We start from the raw sequence: 18,154 nt of genomic DNA, 5'->3' as shown, positions 1-18,154 counted from the left end.
AGAGGGCGTTCCCCGGCCCACCGTCCCACTCGGTCAGCGCTTGATGGGCTCGAAGGTGTACTCCACCCCGCCGAGGTCGTAGCGCTCCCCGGGCTTCTGGAGCGGGCCGACCTGGACGATCTGCAGGACGTACGGCTTCTGCAGCAGCTCGCCGGTGGAGAAGCTCAACTTCAGTACGGGCCGCTCGCCCGGGTTGATCGGCAGGCCCCGCAGCTGCCCCCGGTACGGGTCGACGACCTGCACGGCGCTCTTGCCGACCACCTGGATGCCGTCACCCTGGCCGCCTGCGGCCCGCCAGCGCTCGAACAGCTGCGGCCCGAGGTCCACGATGATCTTGCCGCCGGGGAGCGCCTCGCCGATCGGCCGGAACGCGATGTCGAACGCGGCCGGCACGGGCAGGGGGTTGGCGAGGGCGTACGGTCGGTCGCTGACCACGCCGCCGCCCGCCGAGACGGTGTTGGCGTTCTTCCACGCGATGTTGTTGTTGTACTGCGTGTTGATGGACGTCGCCGTGCCCTCGAACAGCATCGGGTCGGTGGCCGACTCCCAGCGCAGCAGCAGGCAGAAGTGCCCGATGGAGGGCACGTTCGGCCACGCGATCGACGTCGTGGTGACCCCGGGCACGACCGGCAGGCTCTTCGCGCCGATCGGCGTCCAGTCGGATGGCCAGTTCGCGGCGCCGCCGGAGGTGGTGTAGTACGCGCGCAGCGTTCCGTCGCTGATTCCCGAACCGTACGGACCGTTGTTGCGCAGATTTACGAAAATGTAGCTGGTCGATCCGACGACCGGATTGGTGTGCGATCCGCACTCGACTGCGCTGGGGCAGATCTTCACGTCCGGGCTGTTGAAGAAGGACGAGTAGATGGGCCCGTGCGGCTCCAGGCCGTAGTCGTCCAGGGTGTCCCGGATATACACGTCGGTGCGGTCCGCGGCCGCGGCCTTGGCGTTGGCGCCGCTGGTCGCCGCGCCGGTGGCCGCCGTGGCGGTGCCGCCGGCCGCGAGGGCCATGACCGCGGTCAGTGCGGCGCCCAGTAGCAGCCGCGCTGCGCGGGGACGCGAGTCTGTTCGTGCGATTCTCATGCCGATTCCCTTTCCGGAGGGGGGTAGGGGATCGAGCGGCAAAGAATGGTGCGGGCCGCCCGGCGTAGTTACTGTATGGCAACCGACTGTAATCAGTGAAGGCGTGAAGAACGCGGATTGCTTGGTCGTGTCCGCATTTGCCGGCGAGGTGGTATTTCCCGCATGCGGTGGAACGTGCATCAAAGAATCATGAACGTCAATGTATCAACGACGGGGCGCGCGCCTCTGGCGTCGGATGCCCCCGGCGTCCCCTACGCTGCGTGACCGTGAATCGGGGAGTCCTCGGCGGACCCCTACGTAGCGTGTCGGCCGGGGTGGTGACTGCAGGGTCTTTGCGTAGTCGATTGAGGTGTGCCTGACCTGGGCGTACGCGGTGTCGCGATCTGGTTGGAGGGTGTTGCGGGACGGGTGTGGCCCCGCCGGTGATCATGGAGTTGCTGAGACAACATGACACCGACAAGGACCACACCCGCGCTTGTCATCATCGTTGATCGTGGGCTTGCCGCTTCAGTCACCTTGGCTCTGACCGATGTCATGTCGACCGGTCTTTACGGGCGCGAGCGGCCGGCGTCCCCCAGTACAGGCGCGGCCTGCCCGGCCTCATCGACAGCGCTGAGGAACTGGCCTCATCGACAGCGCTGAGGAACTGGCCTCCGCGCCGGCATCCTCTGGTGGCGCGCGCCGAACGGGGCGAGCGCTTCGAGTGATGCCCCGGCCGCGGTGGTGCGGGCGGTTCAGGACGCGGCGGACGTGGCTTGATCTTCAGCAGCAGCGCCCGCAGCGCGTCCTCGCCGCCGGGGCCGAGTAGGGCCTCGACCTCGTCGGTGAGTTCCTGAACGGCCATGGCGATGACGGTGAGCGCCGTGCGGCCGGCTTCGGTCACCTCCAAGGCGTACCGGCGCCGGTCGTGCGGGTCGCGGTCGCGGCGTACCAGCCCCGGCTTGACCAGTTCGTCCACGAGCTGCGAGGCGGCCGGCCTGGTGATCGCGAGGACCTCCGCGAGTTCCTGCTGGGCGCACGGCCCGGCGGCGACGAGCGCCGACAGGGGCCGGTAGAAGCGCAGGCGGAGCCCGGTGCCAGCGAGCTTGTCGTCGCCCTGCCGGCGCAGCCGGAGGTCGGCCTGCGCCACGAGGTTCTCGGTACCCTGCACCAACGGCCGGACCGCCTCGGGCAGCAGCCGGGCGAGCAGCGCGTCGAGCCGGGCGGCCTCCCGCCGGGTGAGCGCGGAGGTCAGGCGGGCGCCGCGCTCGGCGACGATGCGGCGCCGCTCCTCCAGGGCGGCCCGGCCCCGATCGGTGAGGGACAGCACGTATTGGCGCCGGTTGCCTGGGTCGCGGGTGCGCTGGACCTCGCCGCGCTCTTCGAGCCGGTCGATGACCTGGACCATGATGGTCCGGTTGATGCCGAGGCGCTCGGCGAGGTCGATCTGCGACGCCCAGTCCTGGCCGCCGAGGGTGTCGAGGATGAGGAAGTCCCGGGAGTCGGCGGCGTCAGAGGAGAACTTCGCGCGGACACCGCGCAGCAGGAAGAAGACGTTGCCCGCGCGCGACGCGGCCCCGGCTGTGGCATGCGTCACCGTGTGGTCCAACCGGCGAGAGGATCTACGACATGGGTGGGCAGCCGTTCTCGGCCGCTGAGTTCGCCGATATCTACGGCAAGGTGCCCCGGCTGACCGTCGAGGTGGTGTGCTCGACCTCCGACGGATACGTGCTCACCCGGCGGGCGATCAAGCCGTGCAAGGGACAGTGGCACCTGCCCGGCGGAACCGTGTACTTCGGCGAGCACCTGCGGGACGCCGTCGTGCGGGTGGCGCGCGACGAACTCGGCGTGACCGTGCGCGTCGGGCGGTTTCTCGGGTACATCGAATACCCCCACATGCTGCGCGACGGCTACCGCGGCTGGCCGGTCGGCATGGCGTTCGAGGCGAAGCCCACCTCCGACGTCCTCGTCGGCGACGCCCAGTCCGACGAGATCGGCCGCTTCCGTGCGGTCCCGCCGGGCACGCTGCGCGAGCACGGCATGTTCCTGGAACAGCTCTTCGCTAAGGAGGCGGTCGCCGGCTGAGGCCACGGATCCGCTCAGCGTCCCGCTGAACGCATCACCCGCAGCCGGCAAGTACTTTCCATTCCGGAAAGACTGGTCTAGTCTGTCCGCGTGGTAGGGGATGCTGAGCAGGGGGTTAGCCCGGCCTGGGCGGCAGTGGCGCTGGCTTCGGTGGACCAGGCGAGGGCGGCCACCCGGCGGCAGGCGAGCTGGGCGGTCCGCGTCCTGTTGGCGTACGGCGTGGCTACCGCGGTGTTCTTTCCCGGCGACCGGGATGCTGCACGGTCGGGGTGCCGTGCTGGCTGGGGTGGCGTGGACCGGTTTCGTGCTAGGCGTGGCTCCCTACGCCCTGTCGCGGCGGGTCTTGGGCCGCGGGCTCCGCCGGCTCTACCTGACCGCGGCCGGGGTGTGGACCGTGCTCTGGGTTTCGGCCACTGTGCTCGGCCGTCTCGCCTTCGGCGATCGAACGGCCTACTGGTACTGGTTTCCGGTCGGCCTCATCGTCGCGGCCCCGATGGTGGCCGCCGCCGCGCTGGCGGCCCATCGCGCGACCCGGGGCGGCGAAAGGGGCAATTCGTGAGCAGGCGACCGGAGGGTGGGCACCCGCGGCACCGGCTCGATCCGGTGATCCACGCGCCCGTACGGCTATCCATCGTCGCCTATCTGTCGGCTGCGGACCAGGCCGAGTTCGGTGTCGTGCGCGACACGATCGAGGTCAGCGACTCGGTGCTCTCCAAGCAGGTGACCGTGTTGGTCGACGCGGGATACGTGCGGGCGCGGAAGGGCTACGTGGGCAAGAGGCCGCGCACCTGGCTGTCGCTCACCGCGGCGGGCCGGCAAGCCTTCGATGCGCACCTGGCCGCCTTGACCGCGATCGCTGCGCGCCCTGCCATGTCCGCCGAGACCTTGAGCGAGAGGAGCCCCGCAGGTGCCTGAGATGACAGCCACCCGGCCTCCGGGGAACTATGGGATCGATGCTCCGCGGCTGGTGGCGTTTCCGGCGCTACTGATCCTCGCCGGCATGGTCCAGGCCGTCCTGCAACATACGATCTGGCCGCTGGTCGGCGTCGTGTTGATCATCGCCTGCTGCGTGCTGGGCTGGTACGCCTCCCGGGTTGGGAAGTTCGTGGTCTGGGCGCGTCTTCTCGATGATCTGGATTTGCGTGGCGACGAGGCGATCCTGGATCTCGGCTGCGGCCGGGGCGCGCTGTTGATCTCCGCGGCGCTCCGAGTGCCCGATGGACGAGCGGTCGGTGTAGATCTGTGGCGCACCGACCAGTCGGGCAACGGTCCCGATGCCACCATGCGCAACGCGGCCGCGGCCGGTGTCTCCGACCGCGTCGAGGTCCGTACCGCCACCATTACCGCGTTGCCGTTCCCCGACGAGTCCTTCGACCTGGTCATCTCGAACGTCGTCGTACACAACGTCAAGACGACCGCCGAGCGTGACACGGCGATCGACGAAGCTGTTCGAGTGCTGCGCCCCGGTGGACGCCTGCTGGTCGCCGATCTGCAAGGCACCCGCCGGTACCAGCAGCGGCTCCAGCATCTCGGCATGGCCGGGGTGAGCCGCCGCGATTTGGGCTGGCGGCAGTGGTGGAGCGGCCCCTGGTTGCCGACCCACTTGGTTAGCGCCCGCAAGCCGGCAACACGCCACTGATCGAGCCGATCCTTCCACCGCCTGAGCACCTTCGCGCCGTTCTCGACTACTGTCTACTGTAGTCAGAGAGGTGATCTTCGTAGGGCCGCTCTGGCCCGCTGGGTGGTGCCCCTGCGGGGACGGGCAGTGCCGCGGTGGCTGGTACTGGGCCCCCGCGTGTTCGTCGGGGCGAGCCTGACCGCGTACTTCGGCATCGCCGGAATGACCGCCTGGATCCGCGGCGAGTTCGGCGGCCCGTTCCTGCCGTTGCTGCTGCAGATGGGCGGCTACACACTGTGGGGAATTGGGCTGCTGGCGGCCTCCGTGTGGTACATCGCGCTGACCCGGCCGCCGTGCCCGCAACTGGTCGGGGCGCCGGCCTGATGATGGGCTCGATGGCCGCGTCAGGCGGCCTCGATGGACCGTTTGGCCAGGCCGAGGGCGTAGCCGTCGATGGTGGTGGTCGGTGCCGCGGTGGGGTCGGTGGCGGCGCCGAGGGTAACGAACAGTGGGGTGAAGTGCTCGACGGTGGGGTGGGCGTAGGGCATGCCCGGGGCGTTGGAGCGGAACTTGGCAAGCTCGTCAACGTCGCCGCGGGCCAGCGCCTCGGCGGCCCAGTGATCGAAGTCGGATGACCATCCGGGCACCTTGTCGAGATTCTGCCAGTCCAGGAATGGCAGGCCGTGAGTCATGTAGCCCGACCCGATCACCAGCACTCCGGATTCCCGCAGCGTCGTGAGCCGCCGGCCCAGCGCCATCAGCCGGTCCGGGTCGTGGGTGGGCATGCTCAGTTGCAACACCGGGATGTCCGCCTCCGGGTACATGATCTTCAGCGGTACCCAGGCGCCGTGGTCCAGGCCGCGGTTGGGGTGCTCGTGGACCTGCTCGGTGTCCGGCATCAGTGCGACGACCTGCTGGGCGAGGTCCACGGCGGGTGGGGTGTCGTAGCGCATCTGGTAGTACATCGGGTGGAAACCGCCGAAGTCGTAGACCAGATCGACCGGCTGGGTGCTGGAGATGCTCAGCGGCGCGGACTCCCAGTGCGCGGAGACGATCAGGATCGCCCGCGGTTTGGGTAGGGCCCGGGCCCAAGTGTGCAGCTGGGTCATCCAGTCGGCCATCTCGAACAGCATCGGGGCGCCGTGGCTGAGGTAGAGCGCGGGTAGCGGCCCGTCGGCCGGCGTCCACAGCCGGTGCCGTTGAGCGTTCTCGAGGGTGGCGGCCCGCCGCAGGTGCGCGGCGAACGGGTGCTGGGCGGGGATGAGCGCGTCGGCGGCCGAGGTGGTGCCGACGGCGGTGCGGTTGGTCATCACTTCTCCCCGAGATACGCGGATGGTTGAAGTTTCAAGTAACACCGTAGCAGATTTACTTGTCGCGTCAACTATTTTGATAGGGTGTGCGGATGAGCGAGCAGTGGTTGACCAGCGAACAGTTGGCGACGTGGGTGCGGCTGGTCGCGGTGGCGGAGCTGCTTCCCGGCGCCCTGGACTCGCAGCTGCGCCGTGACGCCGGGCTGACCCATTTCGAGTACATGGTGGTCGCGATGCTGTCGGAGGCGCCTGAGCGAACGCTGCGGATGACCGCCCTCGCCGCGCGCACGAACGCCACCTTGTCGCGGCTGTCTCACGTGGTCGGGCGATTGGCGGACCGTGGCCTGGTGGAGCGGTTCCCCTGCCCGCAGGACCGGCGGGCCACCAACGCTCGACTGACCGAGGCCGGCTGGCAGAAGGTGGTGGAATCCGCGCCCGGGCATGTCGCCAACGTCCGGCACCACGTGTTCGAGGTGCTCTCGCCGGAGCAGGTTGCGCAGCTGGCCGGGATCACCGACGCGATCCTCGACCGGCTGGACCCCGACGGTGTGATGACCGCCCCGTACCAGCGCCCCACCCCGCCGGACGACGCTACCGAGCCAGCTCGCCCCGGATGACCTCGGACGACGAGGCGTAGTGGAGCAGCGATCGCGGGCAACCTGGCCGGTCGTTCCCCTTCTCAACCTGGTCGCCCTGCTGCGTCATGCTCTCCCATCCTGCGCGAGGGGCTGTAGCGTGGCTGGCGTCGTAGGCTTGGGTCGTGGCGGGACCGTCACAAGCTCCGCGGCCACCTTGACCACGCGACAGGCGACCAGATCGGGGGCTTCAGCGATGACCCAGCCAACTCCAGGCGCACCATGCGCTCCGACGACACCGCAGCCCTTGTCGGCGGAGCAGACCACGGCAGCGAACGATCTCGAAACGGCAGCTCGCACCCGCCCCCACCTACCGGAACTCGCCCCGGAAACTGCCTCCGACATCGGCGACGTCGTCGATGAGTGGGGGAAGCAGTCGTTTCCCGCCAGTGACCCGCCAGCCAACTGGTGACACATCGGCCCCGGGGCTCACCGACGGGTCCTGGTGCGGAGGCTCCGCGTCAGGGTGGGGATCATCACCGCCGCGGGGACGAGGTGTAGCCCGAGGAGGGCGCTGGTGGTGGCGGTGTTTGCCCCGGAAAGGAGGGGCGGGACCAACGAGATTACGGTCAGCGACACTGCCGTCCACACGAATCGCTCTGCAGGGCGAGCGCTCCAACGAAGAAGAGCGACGGCCATGACGATGCCCACGACCGAGAAGAAGCCGGTCTGGCCCGATGCCGGGTCTGCGGCGACCCGGTCTCATTCATGTTGTTCATGTCGGACTACTCCGTGCCGTCCGCCGGCAGGCGCGCCGGCAGCCCGAGCCGCGGGAACTGGCCGTCGTGGAACGTGACGATCTTGGTGATCGCCCCGCCGGTGACGCGCAGGACGTCGATCGTCAGCGGCAGATACGCGCCCGCCCGCTTCCGCCAGCGGTAGAAGGCGACGGCGGGCTGCCGGTTCACGGAGGTGACGACGGCGCGCAGGTTCGTCATGCCCTCGAAGCCGTTCTCGACCCAGCCGTTCACGACCGTGTCGCGCCCGGCGTACAGGCCCGGCGTAGGGGGCATCGAGAACCGGATGTCGTCCCGCAGCATCGAGGCGAGCAACGGGACGTCCGCGGCGATGCTGGCGTCGGTATAGCGGCGTACCAGCTCGCGCGTCCCGGCGTCCTCCTCGCCGCCGGTCCAGTCCTGCCGCTCGGCGGGCAGGTGCTCCCGCATACCGGCGCGGGCCCGCTGCAGCCACAGCACCTCGCCGCCGGTCGCAGGCTCCGGGCGGCACTTGGCGAGCAGGTCCAGGCAGGCGTTGGTGGCGATCCGGTACAGCCAGGCCCGGAACGTCGACCGCCCCGCGAAGGTCTCCCGCCGCCGCCAGGCACGCAGGAACGTCTCCTGCACGGTGTCCTCGGCGTCCTCGAACGACCCGAGCATCCGGTAGCAGTGCACGTGCAGCTCCCGCCGGTGCCGCTCCGCCACTGTGGTCAGCCGGTGCCACCACGGACCGGCGGGGCCCAAGCGGCGAGAGGGTTGCGCAGGGTGCCGACCAGTTGCAGGGCGGCAGAGGGGTCGGCCAGATCGACCATCTGCTGGTTGTTGCGGAGCTGGAGCCGGTTGAGGCAGGACAGGGCGAACTCGTCGGCGAACAGGTCGTACCGCCGGAACCGGTCGGCCAGGTGCGGCACCCGGTCGCGATAGTCGATGGCGCAGGCGGCCACGGTGCGCCAGAAGTCCTCCTCGCTCAGCACGCCTTCGGCGGCGAGCACCGCGCCCAGGTGCCGGAAGAAACAGTCGAACACGTCCGTGAAGATCGACAGCAGCCGCATCTCCTCCGGGATGTCCGCCTGGATCCGGCTGACCTGCGCGGGCAGGGTTACCGCCGGGTCCATCACGACGAGTTCCTCGGCGATGTCCTTGAAGATCACTCGTTCCACCCGGCCGCCGGCCAGGACCAGGATGACGTTCTCGCCGTGCGGCATGAACGCCAGGTCGTACGCGTAGAAGGCGTGCAACAGCGGGACCAGGTACGCGTCCAGGTAGCGGCGTAGCCACACCTCGGCGGGCAGCCCGGACTCCGTGATCAGCGCGGCGGCCAGGGCGTGGCCGGCCCGGTCGGTGTGGAGCAGCGACGCCATGGTGGCCAGCCGCTGGCCCGGTTCCAGGGCGGGTAGCGGGCTCTCCCGCCAGAGCGCGGCCAGCATCTTCCGGTAGGGGGAGTACCGGTCGGTGGCCGCCTCGAACTGTCGGTGGCGGTAGCCGATCGCGGCGCGTTCCCGCAGGATGGTCAGGCCGGTGGACCTGAGCAGGTCGTCGTTGTCGATGAGCTTGGCGAGCCAGTCGTTGATCGCCGGGGTGGCCGCCATGTACGCGGCGGACAGCCCGCGCAGGAAGCCCATGTTCAGTACGGACAGGGCGGTCTTGACGTAGTCCCGGTGCGGTGCGGTGATGTTGAAGAACGTGCGGATCGACTGCTGGGCCAGGTGCTCGTCCGGCCCCTCGCCGAGGCAGACCAGCCGGCGGCTGGCCACCTCACCGGCGAAGGTGACCGAGATCCGGTTCCACCACTGCCACGGATGCACGGGGATGAGCAGGTAGTCGGCCGGGTCGAGACCCAGCCCGGTGAGGGTGGCGGCGAACCGGGCCAGGGTTTCGTCCCCGAGTTCCCGCCGCATGTGGGTGTCGTAGTCCAGGTCCGCCGCGCAGGTGAAGGTGGCGTGGTCGCGGTGCGCGGCGAGCCAGAGCAGGCGGGCCGGCCGGCCGGCTTCCGGGGCGTAGCGGTGGTAGTCGCGGATGCCGAAACCGAGCCGCCCGTTGTTGGCGACGAAGCAGGGGTGCCCCTCGGTCATGCCGGTCTCGATCGCCTGGAAGTCGGCGCGGGCCAGTTCGGCGGCGGGCACCGGCGGCCGGCTGAGCTTGTACGCGGCCCCGGCCAGGGTCGAGGTGATCTCTTCGAGATAGACCGGCAACACCCGTTCGGAGAGGCCGAGCGTGCCGCGCAGTTCGGTGCAGAAGTCCACGGCGTCCAGCGGCAGTTCGCGCCCGTTCCGGTGCCGGGTGATGCTGTCCGGGTCGACCTGCCAGTGCTCCAGGGTGAGCACCTGGGCGGTGAACCGGTACTCGACGGTGCCGTCGTCGCTGCGTACCACGTACCGATCGGTGCCGACCGGCTCGGGGGTGAGCAGCCGCTCGTGGGCGAATTCGGCCAGTGCCTTGCGGACCAGCAGCCGGTTGGCCCGGTCCCAGTGTCGCGGAGTCAGATGCGCGACCGACTGGTCCGGTGTGGACGGTGGGGCGGAGGTTGGCGAAGGGTGTCTCACAGCGCCTTCCTTACGGTCACGACCGCGGTGCTTCCTCCGCGGCGGCCAACCCGCGCTCCGCGCGCTCACGATGCGGCTCCCGCCGGTACGCCGAACTCCTGGAACGTGATGCGCTTCTCGATCGGGTAGTGCTCCCGGCCGGTCAACTCGCGGATGATCCAGGAGTTGCGGTACGGGCCCATGCCCAGGTCGGGCGAGGTGATGCTGTGCGTGTGGGTGCCGGCGTTCTGGAGGAAGACCTCCCGTCCGGTGTGGTCGATGGTGTAGTTGCGGGCCACGTCGAAGCGGCCGTGCGCGTCCCAGCGGAGCCGCTCCCGCAATGGTTCCAGGAAATCCGGCACCCGGTAGCGGTAACCGGTGGCCAGGACCAGCCCCGCGGTGTCCAGGGTGAAGTCCCGCTCCTGCTCGATGTGGTGCAGGTCGAGTGTGTATCCGCCGGTCGACCCGTCGTACCGCACACCGGTCAGCTCGGTGTTGGTGAGCAGCCGGGTACGCGGCGGCCCGTCCAGGCTGCGGGCGTAGAGCAGGTCGAAGATCTCGTTGATCAGATCGGCGTTGATCCCCTTGAAGAGGCCCTTCTGCTCGGACTCCAGCCGGTAGCGGGCCGGCTCGGGCAGGGCGTGGAAGTAGTCCACATAGTCGGGGGAGGTCAGCTCCAGGGTGAGCTTGGTGTATTCGAGGGGGAAGAAGCGCGGCGACCGGGTCACCCAGTTGAGCTGGTACCGGTGGCTGTCGAGGTCGGTGAGCAACTCGTGGTAGATCTCGGCCGCGCTCTGTCCACTGCCGATGATGGTGATGCTCTCCTTGGCCCGCAGCGCATCCCGATGCTCCAGGTAGCGCGAGTTGTGGACCACGTCGCCGCCGAGCCCGGCGCAGGCCGGCGGCAGGTACGGCGGGGTGCCGGTGCCCAGCACCAGGTGCCGGCCGCGATGTTCCACCGTCGCCCCGGTCGCGGCGACGGTGGCGCTGACGACGTAGACCCCGTCGCGGTAGCGGACCGAGGTGACCTCGTGGCCGAAGCGGAGGCTGGACAGTTTCCCGGCGGCCCAGCGGCAGTAGTCGTTGTACTCCCGACGCAGTGGGTAGAAGCTCTCCCGGATGTAGAACGGGTAGAGCCGTCCGGACTCCTTCAGGTAGTTGAGGAAGGAGTACGGCGAGGTCGGGTCGGCCAGGCTGACCAGGTCGGCGATGAACGGCGTCTGGAGCCGGCTCGACTCCAGCAGCATTCCGGGGTGCCAGTCGAAATCCGACCGGGCCTCGAGGAAGACACCGTCCAGGTCGGCGATCGGCTCGGCCAGGCAGGCCAGCCCGAGGTTGTACGGGCCCAGGCCGATCGCGACGAAGTCGTGGGTGGTGGACATGCGGGTTTCTCCCGAGAGTGGACGCGGTAGGCGGGACGGCGGCGGTCAGCCGATGTGGCAGGGCTGGGTGGTGGCGTCGGTCGGTGCCACGGACGCTTCGGTGCCGTTCTTCGTCAGGACGTACTGGCTCGCACTGGCGGCGATCAGGTCGAGGACGTGGGCGATGTCGTCCACGGTTGTCTGCGGGTTCAGCAGGGTGAGCTTCAGGTAGTGCGCCCCGTCGACCTTCGTGCCGGCGACCAGGGCGGCACCGGAGGCGGCCAGCGCCTCGCGGGCGTAAAGGTTGGCGTCGTCGGCCAGGTGGTGCTCGGCCGGCAGGTACCGGAACACCACGGTGCTCAGCTGCGACCGGGCTACCACCTCGAAGCGGGGGTCGGCGGCGAGCAGCCGCCACGCCTCGGCGGCCAGGTCGAGCACCTCGTCGAAGAGGGCCCCGATCACGTCCGGGCCCATGATCCGCAGGGTGAGCCAGAGTTTCAGGGCGTCGAAGCGGCGCGTGGTCTGCAGGCTCTTGTCGACCTGGTTGGGGATGCGCTGCTCGGCCATCCGCTTCGGGTTGAGGTAGTCGGCGTGGTAAGTGGCGTGTCGCAGCGCCGCGCGGTCGCGGACCAGCAGCGCGCTGGAGCTGACCGGCTGGAAGAAGGACTTGTGGTAGTCGACGGTCACCGAGTCGGCCCGCTCGATGCCGGTGAGCAGGTGCCGGCGGGTCGGCGAGACCAGTAGCCCGCAGCCGTACGCGGCGTCGACGTGGAGCCAGACCCCGGTGGCGCGGCACAGGTCGGCGATGGCCGGCAGCGGATCGATGGTGCCGAAATCGGTGGTCCCGGCGGTGGCGACCACGGCCATCACGACCAGGCCGTCGCGGCGGCAGCGGGCGATCTCGTGGGCCAGCGCGGCGCTGCCCATCCGCCGGTCGGGGTCAGTCTCGACGGTGACCACCGCGTCCCGGGCGAGACCGAGCAGCCGCGCCGACTTCTGCACGCTGAAGTGCCCCGCCTCGGAGGTGAGGATGCGCAGCCGGGGGAGAAGTTCCTCGCGCGGTCGGTCCACCGCCACCCCGGCCTCCTCCCGGGCCAGCAGCATGGCCTGGAGGTTGGACTGGGTGCCGCCGCTGGTGAACACCCCGTCGGCGCCGGGGCCGAGACCGATCCGGTCGGCCGTCCACTCGATCAGGCGGCGCTCGATCAGCGTGCCCCCGGCGCTCTGGTCCCAGGTGTCCAGAGAGGAGTTCACCGCGCTGAGCACCGCCTCGCCGAGCAGCGCCGGAATCACCACCGGGCAGTTGAGGTGCGCCAGGTAGCGGGGGTGGTGGAACCAGACCGCGTCCCGGAGGTAGACGCCGTCCAGTTCGTCGAGGGCGGCGGCCGGGTCGGTCAGCGGCCGGTCCAGGTCGATCCGGTCGATCTCCGGGGCCAGCCGGTCCGGGGTGATCCCACTGAACGGGCGGTCGACGTCGGTCACCCGGTGCGCCACCCGGTCGACCGCGGCGACCAGCATCTGCCGGTAGCGGTCGACCGTGCCGTGGTGGAACAGGTGCGCGCGGGCGGCCGTCGCCGGCCCGCGCGTCGGGTGCGGTGCGGCCTCGGCGGAGTACCTCTGGGGGTTCATGGCGGTTTCCTCAACGGTCGCGTGGAGACGGTGGACCCGCCGGGTCGGCCGTCCGGAGCGGACGGCCGGCGAGGGCCTGAGTTAGGGTAACCTAACCTAATCTCCTGTCAAGGAGTCGCCGCAGGCTTGCGGTGAGTCATCTTTCGGGCGCGACTGCGTCCCGGGCGGGGGATTTCATAGGTTAGGCGAACCTCATCCTTTGGAGTGGCGTGGAGTACCAGATCTACCGCGATCCGTGGGGAATACGACACCTGCGGGCCTGCGATCCCGCGGCGCTGGCCTTCGCCCAGGGCCGCGTCACCGCCCTCGACCGCGCCTGGCAGATCGAGGTGGAGCGGCACCGGTCACAGGGGACCAGCGCGTCCTTCCTCGGCCCGGAGGCGATCGACTGGGATCGGTTCGCGCGGCGGGCCCGGCTGGCGGACACCGCCCGCCGCTGCCACGACAACCTCGATCCGGACACGGCCGCCTGGGTGGGCGCGTACGTCGACGGGGTCAACGCCGGCCTCGCCGCCGGCGCCCGGCGAGCCCCGCAGTTCGCCAGCACCGGGCTGGCCCCCGGCCACTGGCAGCCCTGGACCCCGCTGGCCGTCTGGCTCGCCCACCACGTGCTGTTCGCCGGCTTCCCGGCAAAACTCTGGCGTACCGAGGTCGCCCGCCACCTCGGCGAGGACGCGGTCGGCTGCTTCGCCACCGACGGCCCGGATACCGCCGGCAGCAACGGCTGGCTGCTCGGCGGGGCGCGGACCGCCAGCGGTGCGCCGATCCTCGCCGGGGACCCGCACCGCTACATCGAGGACCCGGGCAGCTACCAGCAGATCCGGCTCGCCTGCCCGGCGTACGACGTGCTCGGCCTCGCCGTGCCGGGCGTACCCGGCATCGCCCACTTCGGCCACACCGGCTCGGTGGCCTGGGCGATCACCAACGCGATGGCCGACTACCAGGACCTCTACGCCGAACGGCTGCGCCGCCGCGACGGGACGGTCGAGGCGCTCGGCCCGGCCGGCTGGCGCCCCGCCGCGGCCCATGCCGAGACCGTCGAGGTGGCCGGCGGCGACCCGGTCGACCTCGAGGTGATCGAGACCGAACGCGGCCCCGTCGTCGTCGGTGGACCGGACGACGAGATGGCGATCAGCCTGCGGTACGTGCCCCGGGTCCGGGGCGACCTCGGCTTCGCCGCGCTGCCCGCCCTGCTCGCCGCCACCCGGGTCGCCGACGTGGACGCCGCCTGCGAGCACTGGGTGGAGCCGGTCAACGTGCTGCTCGCCGCCGACACCGCGGGCGGGCTGCTGCACCGGGTCGCCGGCGCCGTGCCGGTCCGCGACCGGGCCAACGGGCTGCTCGTCGTACCGGCCTGGAAGCCGGGGCACGAGTGGCGTGGTTGGCGTGCCATGCCCCGTGCCGACGTGTCCGACCTCGCGGTGATGGCGAACGATCGGGGGATCTCCGCGCCGCTCGGTGTCGAGTTCGCGGCACCCCACCGGGCCAACCGGATCCGGGAGCTGCTGACCGGCCGAGCCGACTGGTCGGCCGGGGACCTGGGCGCCGTCCACACTGACACCCGGCTGGCCTCGGCCGAGCCGCTCCTGGCCCTCCTCGCCGACCTGGACGGGCTCGGCCCGGCCGCCGTGGCGCTGCGCGACCGGCTGCTGGACTGGGACCGCGAGATGCGCGCCGACAGTGTGGACGCCGGCGCCTTCGCCGCCGTCCGCGCCGCCCTGGTCCGCCGGCTGGCCGCCCACCCGATGCTGGCCCCGCTGGCCGACCCGTCCCGCTACCCGGCGGTCTTCCACCCCTGGCTCGCGCTGGTGCCCAGGGTCGGCTTCGCGCTGGAAACGCTGCTGCGGGCCGGCCTCCTGCCCGCCGCCGACCTGCGCACCGCGGCCCGCGCCGCCGTCGAGGAGGCGGCCGGGACGGCCCCGGCGTGCTGGGGCGACCTGCACCGGCTGGCCCCCTGGCAGGCGCTGCCCGACCGCGCGGCGCAGTGGCCGGGCCTCTCCGGCGACCACGACTGCGTGCTGGCCACCTCCAGCGTGCCCGGCGTTACGCACCACTGCTTCCGGGCCCCCGCCGCCCGTTACGTCTGGGACCTCGGCCGGCGCGACGACAGCCGGTGGGTCGTCCCGTTCGGCGCCTCCGGCGTGCCCGGGGACCCGCATCAGCGCGACCAGTTGCCGTACTGGCTGCGCGGCGATCTCATCCCGGTCGTCACCGACTGGCACCGGCTCACCGAGGAGCAAGATGACCATGACCAGTGACCCGGGCTGGCTGCGCCGCGTCGAGGGTTTCGGGGAGGTGGCGATCCGGCCGGTCGACCCGGCGACCGACACCGACCTGATCCACGACTGGGTCACCCGGGACCGGGCCCGGTTCTGGGGGATGCGCGACGCCAGCCGGGACCGGGTACGGGAGATCTACTCGTACCTGGACTCGCTGACCACCCATCACGCGTACCTGATCCACCGGGACGGCCGCCCGGTAGGGCTCTTCCAGACCTACGAGCCGGCGGCCGACCCGGTGGGCGAGTGCTACGACGTGCGGCCCGGCGATTTCGGCATCCATCTGATGGTCGCACCGCCGGACGGCGATCCCGAACCGGGCTTCACCGGCGCCGTCCTCGCCGCCTTCCTGGACTTCGTGCTGGCCGACCCGACCCGCCGGCGGATCGTGGCCGAACCCGATGCCCGCAACGACCGGGCCATCGCCCGGCTGATGCGGGCCGGGTTCGTGCCCGGGCCGCGGATCGACCTGCCCGGCAAGCGCGCCCAACTACTCTTCCTGGACCGGCGTCCGCCCTCGGCCGACTGCGGTGGTCCCGCTGGCGGGGATGGGAGCGCAACGCCAGGACGGGCCCGCGCGTGAAGGGTCAGCGGGGCTCGAAGGTGCGGCAGTCGGCTCGGCCCTTGTCCGGTCCGACGGTGATCTGCGAGGCGTGGCACTCAAGATCCACGTTGTGGCGGCACTCGGCCCGTCGGCAGGCCCCGACCTGCGCCACGTTGGTGTCCTGTCCACCCTTGTCGGTCGCCGCGACGAAGGTGCCGCACGCCGGCGACTGCCTCGGCCCGCCGATGGTGATCGCGAATGCGCGGCATCCGCCTTGGTTGTAGCCACAGGCCGTCGCGCTGCAGTCTGCGACCCGCGGCATGTGCAGCGTTTGGGTCATGCTGTCCCCCTCGAAAAGTAAACGCCTCGGGGGAGATTCTCCATCGAATGCTCCATTACGGAGCTTGTTTCCGATTTTCCGCAAACAAGTCTCCCCCGATCGATACCGCGCGCTGTCGACCGGTGGTGGTCAGCGGTGGCGCCCGCCTGCTCGGCGGATAGCCGTCCGTATCGCTCCTAAAGCACCCGCGAGGTTGGGCCGTGAGCTGTCAGGACGCCGTCGTTCAGGACGTGGACGGTGTCGGTGTAGGCCGCCATCAGGTGGGTTTCGTGGCTGACCAGTGCCAGGGCCAGCTGGCGTTCGACCCGCAGCCCGTGTAGCAGGTCCATGATGGCGGCGGCGGTGGCGGTGTCGAGGGCGCTGGTGATCTCGTCGCAGAGCAGGTACTGGGGTTCGGTTGCCAGGGCGCGGGCGATGGCGACGCGTTGGCGTTGCCCACCGGACAGTTCGGTGGGGTAGCGGCCGGCGTAGTCGACCCGGTACCTGTCAAGTCAAATGAGACAATTTCTTGATTTTTTTTTAGCTTGTTGGTATTGGGTGGGTGGTCGGCGACGGGGCGGTGGCCTGGTCCGGGTCGGTGGTGTCGGGTTTGTTGATCCATGCACGGTTCGGGATGCGTGGTGGTTGGGGCCGGCGGCGGCCGAACCGTGCGGGATGGGTGGCTCAGGCGGCGTCCAGGGTGCGTTGCCGGCCTGCGCGGATCTGCTCGGCGGTGCCGTGGTGCACTGAGGCGGGGGTGTGTAGGCCGATCCCGAAGTGCCGGTGCTCGTGGTTGTAGTAGGTGTAGAACGCCTCGCAGTGCTGGCGGGCGTGCTGGATCGACCTGAACCGGTCCGGGAAGGTGGGGTCGTACTTCAAGGTCTTGAAGCTGGCCTCGATGTAGGGGTTGTCGTTGGAAGTCTTGGGCCTGCTGTGGCTACGGCCGATCTTCAGGTCGGTCAGCAGTTGGGTGATGGTTTTGCAGGTCATCGCCGCGCCGCGGTCGGCGTGCACGGTCAGTTGGTCGGGATCGACGCGTTCACGGGCTGCGGCGTCGGCGATGAGCGCTTCGGCGAGCTGCCCGTCCTCGTACGCGGCGACCAGGTACCCGACGACGTACCGGGACCAGATGTCGATCACCGTGTACAGGTGGTACCAGACGCCTTTGACTGGACCCCGCAGTTTCGTGATGTCCCAGGACCAGACCTGATTCGCCGCGCTGGCAACCAGTTCCGGCTTGGTCCGGGCGGGATGGGTGGCCTGGCTACGGCGTTCGCCGGTCTGCCCGGCTGCGCGCAGGATCCGGTACATGGTGGACTCCGAGCACCACCAGCGGCCCTCGTCGAGCTCGCGGGCCCACACCTGCGCCGGGGCCAGGTCGGCGTACTCGGGCCGGTTGAGCAGATCGAGGACCTGCTGCCGCTCGGTCTCGGTCAACGCCGACGGCGGCGGTTTGCGCAGCGTCCGCGGCTTCGGCGCCGCCGGCGGGGTGCGCCGCCGATAGAGAGTGGCGCGGGACAGGCCGGTCAGCCGGCACGCCCCGGCGATGCCCCATACCGGGCTCAGCGCCTCGTGCGCCTCGACCAGGACGGGCTCGGCATCGGCGCGGTTTCCGCGCTCTCGGAGAGCAATTCCAAGAGCGCGTGCGCTTTTCCCATGATCTCCAACGCGGTCTGCGTCTTCGGCAACTCCGCCGTCAGGCGGGTGTTCTCCCGCCGCAACCGGGCAAGTTCAGCCGTCTCGGCCTTCTACGCCGCCCGCGCGGCCGATGCCGCCGGTCCGTCAGACCGGCCGCGGCTCCCGCGTCTCGGGCCTTGCACCAGTCCAGAATGTGTGACCCGTACAGCCGTTCCCGCCGCAGGATCACCCCACGAGCCGCCGCATCGGACGCCGACTCGTACTCGTCCAGGATCCGCGCCTTGAACTTCGCGGTGAATGTCCGCCGCTGTGGCCGGACGTCCGGATCCGGGCTCTCGCTGGGCTTCGACGTCATGCTGATGATCTCTCCTCGTGACCGTCCAGGAAGAGTATCCCCTGGTCAACGGGCTGTCTCATCTAAGCGTGACAGGGAGGGGCC

The 18,154-nt window shown here is 70.3% G+C and carries 19 protein-coding genes and 1 pseudogene; 8 read left to right on the top strand and 12 right to left on the bottom strand.

Translation table 11 applies throughout. The features are described 5' to 3' along the window. Positions 1 to 33: 33 nt before the first annotated feature. Together KJS59_RS23080 and KJS59_RS23075 are read right to left on the bottom strand one after the other, a co-directional pair. Entirely contained in the window at positions 34 to 1,080 is a 1,047-nt protein-coding gene (locus KJS59_RS23080; RefSeq protein ID WP_213455060.1) for a hypothetical protein, read from the bottom strand. 532 nt (positions 1,081 to 1,612) lie between these two features. Then, positions 1,613 to 2,656 carry a MarR family transcriptional regulator gene (locus KJS59_RS23075; RefSeq protein ID WP_213455059.1) on the bottom strand — a complete coding sequence of 348 codons (1,044 nt, stop codon included), beginning with the start codon at positions 2,654 to 2,656 and terminating at the stop codon, positions 1,613 to 1,615. Positions 2,657 to 2,688: 32 nt separating this feature from the next. Between KJS59_RS23075 and KJS59_RS23070 the strand changes: the two genes are divergently transcribed. The 5 genes from KJS59_RS23070 to KJS59_RS23050 all read left to right on the top strand — a co-directional run bounded on the left by KJS59_RS23070 (position 2,689) and on the right by KJS59_RS23050 (position 5,146). Then, positions 2,689 to 3,144, top strand: coding sequence for an NUDIX hydrolase (locus KJS59_RS23070; RefSeq protein ID WP_213455058.1), 456 nt, complete (start codon positions 2,689 to 2,691; stop codon positions 3,142 to 3,144). 313 nt (positions 3,145 to 3,457) lie between these two features. Beyond that, the gene (locus KJS59_RS23065; protein ID WP_213455057.1) at positions 3,458 to 3,703 is read left to right on the top strand and encodes a hypothetical protein; all 246 of its coding nucleotides are present in this window, start codon (positions 3,458 to 3,460) and stop codon (positions 3,701 to 3,703) included. Beyond that, the gene (locus KJS59_RS23060) at positions 3,700 to 4,059 is read left to right on the top strand and encodes a winged helix-turn-helix domain-containing protein (protein WP_213455056.1); all 360 of its coding nucleotides are present in this window, start codon (positions 3,700 to 3,702) and stop codon (positions 4,057 to 4,059) included. Before KJS59_RS23065 ends, KJS59_RS23060 begins: the two co-directional genes overlap by 4 nt. A gap of 1 nt (position 4,060) precedes the next feature. Beyond that, on the top strand, positions 4,061 to 4,783 hold the full coding sequence (locus tag KJS59_RS23055) for a class I SAM-dependent methyltransferase (protein ID WP_213455055.1): 723 nt from the start codon (positions 4,061 to 4,063) through the stop codon (positions 4,781 to 4,783). 126 nt (positions 4,784 to 4,909) lie between these two features. After that, on the top strand, positions 4,910 to 5,146 hold the full coding sequence (locus KJS59_RS23050; RefSeq protein WP_213455054.1) for a hypothetical protein: 237 nt from the start codon (positions 4,910 to 4,912) through the stop codon (positions 5,144 to 5,146). 20 nt (positions 5,147 to 5,166) lie between these two features. On the opposite strand, the gene KJS59_RS23045 is transcribed toward KJS59_RS23050, so the two are convergent. Then, positions 5,167 to 6,072: a dioxygenase family protein gene (locus tag KJS59_RS23045; protein ID WP_213455053.1), complete on the bottom strand. Its 906-nt coding sequence runs from the start codon at positions 6,070 to 6,072 to the stop codon at positions 5,167 to 5,169. A 92-nt stretch (positions 6,073 to 6,164) separates the two neighbouring features. Here KJS59_RS23045 and KJS59_RS23040 point away from each other — a divergent pair, with 92 nt between their 5' ends. Further along, positions 6,165 to 6,689 (top strand): MarR family winged helix-turn-helix transcriptional regulator, encoded by a 525-nt coding sequence (locus KJS59_RS23040; RefSeq protein WP_213455052.1) that lies wholly within the window; start codon positions 6,165 to 6,167, stop codon positions 6,687 to 6,689. 447 nt (positions 6,690 to 7,136) lie between these two features. On the opposite strand, the gene KJS59_RS31395 is transcribed toward KJS59_RS23040, so the two are convergent. From KJS59_RS31395 to KJS59_RS23020, 5 genes are all read right to left on the bottom strand, one after another. Continuing rightward, on the bottom strand, positions 7,137 to 7,346 hold the full coding sequence (locus tag KJS59_RS31395) for a DUF6069 family protein (protein ID WP_249714760.1): 210 nt from the start codon (positions 7,344 to 7,346) through the stop codon (positions 7,137 to 7,139). An 86-nt stretch (positions 7,347 to 7,432) separates the two neighbouring features. Then, complete coding sequence (locus KJS59_RS23035) at positions 7,433 to 8,167, bottom strand: sigma-70 family RNA polymerase sigma factor (RefSeq protein WP_213455051.1); 735 nt, start codon at positions 8,165 to 8,167, stop codon at positions 7,433 to 7,435. Continuing rightward, entirely contained in the window at positions 8,134 to 9,966 is a 1,833-nt protein-coding gene (locus KJS59_RS23030) for an IucA/IucC family protein (protein WP_213455050.1), read from the bottom strand. Before KJS59_RS23030 ends, KJS59_RS23035 begins: the two co-directional genes overlap by 34 nt. 65 nt (positions 9,967 to 10,031) lie before the next feature. Continuing rightward, positions 10,032 to 11,327 (bottom strand): lysine N(6)-hydroxylase/L-ornithine N(5)-oxygenase family protein, encoded by a 1,296-nt coding sequence (locus KJS59_RS23025; protein ID WP_213455049.1) that lies wholly within the window; start codon positions 11,325 to 11,327, stop codon positions 10,032 to 10,034. Between the two features lie 45 nt (positions 11,328 to 11,372). Next, a complete protein-coding gene (locus KJS59_RS23020) occupies positions 11,373 to 12,935 on the bottom strand; it encodes a pyridoxal phosphate-dependent decarboxylase family protein (RefSeq protein ID WP_213455048.1) in 1,563 nt (520 codons plus the stop codon). A gap of 209 nt (positions 12,936 to 13,144) precedes the next feature. Between KJS59_RS23020 and KJS59_RS23015 the strand changes: the two genes are divergently transcribed. Continuing rightward, complete coding sequence (locus tag KJS59_RS23015; protein ID WP_213455047.1) at positions 13,145 to 15,193, top strand: penicillin acylase family protein; 2,049 nt, start codon at positions 13,145 to 13,147, stop codon at positions 15,191 to 15,193. Next, positions 15,183 to 15,797, top strand: coding sequence for a GNAT family N-acetyltransferase (locus KJS59_RS23010; protein WP_213455087.1), 615 nt, complete (start codon positions 15,183 to 15,185; stop codon positions 15,795 to 15,797). The genes KJS59_RS23015 and KJS59_RS23010 overlap by 11 nt, the downstream gene beginning before the upstream one ends. A gap of 4 nt (positions 15,798 to 15,801) precedes the next feature. Here KJS59_RS23010 and KJS59_RS23005 read toward each other — a convergent pair whose 3' ends face one another. From KJS59_RS23005 to KJS59_RS22995, 4 genes and pseudogenes are all read right to left on the bottom strand, one after another. Next, positions 15,802 to 16,098, bottom strand: coding sequence for a DUF1540 domain-containing protein (locus tag KJS59_RS23005; protein WP_213455046.1), 297 nt, complete (start codon positions 16,096 to 16,098; stop codon positions 15,802 to 15,804). A gap of 176 nt (positions 16,099 to 16,274) precedes the next feature. After that, positions 16,275 to 16,427 carry a hypothetical protein gene (locus KJS59_RS31390; protein WP_249714752.1) on the bottom strand — a complete coding sequence of 51 codons (153 nt, stop codon included), beginning with the start codon at positions 16,425 to 16,427 and terminating at the stop codon, positions 16,275 to 16,277. A gap of 5 nt (positions 16,428 to 16,432) precedes the next feature. Continuing rightward, positions 16,433 to 16,556: pseudogene (locus KJS59_RS31875) on the bottom strand (ATP-binding cassette domain-containing protein); the annotation flags it as partial. 205 nt (positions 16,557 to 16,761) lie between these two features. After that, positions 16,762 to 17,664: an IS3 family transposase gene (locus tag KJS59_RS22995; RefSeq protein WP_283775863.1), complete on the bottom strand. Its 903-nt coding sequence runs from the start codon at positions 17,662 to 17,664 to the stop codon at positions 16,762 to 16,764. Positions 17,665 to 18,154: the final 490 nt, after the last annotated feature.

Source organism: Rhizomonospora bruguierae (genome assembly GCF_018397995.1).
GTDB lineage: Bacteria > Actinomycetota > Actinomycetes > Mycobacteriales > Micromonosporaceae > Rhizomonospora > Rhizomonospora bruguierae.
The sequence above is the reverse complement of the archived record's forward strand: the minus strand, read 5'-3'. Positions and strand labels throughout refer to the sequence as shown.